The 1,361-nt window shown below is 68.3% G+C and carries 1 protein-coding gene; it reads left to right on the top strand.

Annotated features, from left to right (window positions below):
• Positions 1–131: 131 nt before the first annotated feature.
• Positions 132–1,328: an IS1249 family transposase gene (locus AC1AXT_RS08745; protein WP_476542205.1), complete on the top strand. Its 1,197-nt coding sequence runs from the start codon at positions 132–134 to the stop codon at positions 1,326–1,328.
• The last annotated feature ends 33 nt before the right edge of the window (positions 1,329–1,361 follow it).

Below are 1,361 nucleotides of genomic sequence, written 5' to 3'. Positions count from 1 at the left end.
GGGTTAAGTAACAAAAGATGGGTCTTATATTGGCGTCCATCCGTTGCGGCGCTTTGCGTGTCGGGGTGCCTTTAATCCGAAAAGAGTTAAAAGGGGCGTGACGCGGCCTGTTTTGGGCTTGACTGGCGGGTATGCCACGCAAGAAATCGATCAGGGCCCGCAGATGCCCTTCCTGCCACAGGCCGATGCGCAAGAAGGGGTTCACCCCGGCAGGGGCGCAGCGCTGGAAATGCGACGCGTGCCGGCTGAGCTGCACCGGGCCTGACAGGAAGGATCTGCGCGACAGGGCGGTATTCCGCCATTGGATCGCATGGATTTCCGGCCGGACGACCGCGGCCGAGGCGGCGTCGGCGATGGGCGTGAGCCGCCAGACGTTCTGGCGGCGCACCTCCTGGTGCTGGCAGGTGCCCGTCCCGCAGCCGGCGAAACGCGGCGCCGACTACGTGCAGGCCGACGGCACCTACCTGCCCTACGGCTGGTGCCTGCTGATCGCGTGCGACGCGCACGCCGTGCCGATGGCCTGGCAATGGTGCGACAGGGAAAGCACGGCCGCCTACGGCGCGCTGTTCGCCAGGATCGGCAACGCCAGGGCCCTGGGATGCGACGGGTCGGCCAGCGCATCGCGCGCCGCCAGGGTGCGCTGGGGGCGCCGCGTCGCCATCCAGCGCTGCCTGGTGCACGTGCAGCGCGACGGACGGCGCGACCTGACCTGCCATCCGCGCACGCAGCCAGGCCGGGAACTGCGCGCGCTCTACGCGCGCCTGACGCGCATACACGCCCCCGAAGACGCCGCCCGCTGGGCCAACGACCTGAATTCCTGGCACCGGCGCCACGCCGCCTTCCTCAAGCAGCGCACCTGGGCCGGCGACGACCCGGGCCATCCCAACGCCCTTGCCGGCAAGCAGTGGTGGTACACGCATCCGCGCGTGCGCCGCGCGTACTTCCGGCTCGCGCACCTGCTCGAACGCGGCGAGCTGTTCGCATTCCTCGACCCCGCCAATCCCGCGGCAGGCGCCGTCAAGCCCACCACCAACGGCATCGAGGGAGGCGTCAACGCCGGGCTCAAGCGGATGCTCGACCTGCACCGCGGCCTGAGCGAGGAACACATGAAACGGGCCGCGGAATGGTACCTGTACCTAAAAACCGGCGCCGACCCGCTCGACGCCCTGGACGCCTACCTCGCATCCCCGCCCGAATCCAACGACCCGGTCCGGGACGATCCGCCGGCGCCGGGAACCGAGACCGGCATCCAGCAGCCCGGCCCCAACCCCGACAACATCAACGCCTACGAAAGCGGATTCGGCATCAGGAAAGGATGGCTCCGATAGGAGCTATAAGACCCACGATTTGTTACTTAACCC

The sequence above is a fragment of the Bifidobacterium sp. LH_450 genome (genome assembly GCF_056356715.1).
Note: the sequence above shows the minus strand (reverse complement) of the source record. Positions and strands in the feature narration are given on the sequence as shown.

What these genes read in the sequence shown, in the direction of transcription:
- AC1AXT_RS08745 (WP_476542205.1), top strand. Translation starts at nt 132, where the DNA reads ATGCCACGCAAGAAATCGATCAGGGCCCGCAGATGCCCTTCCTGCCAC.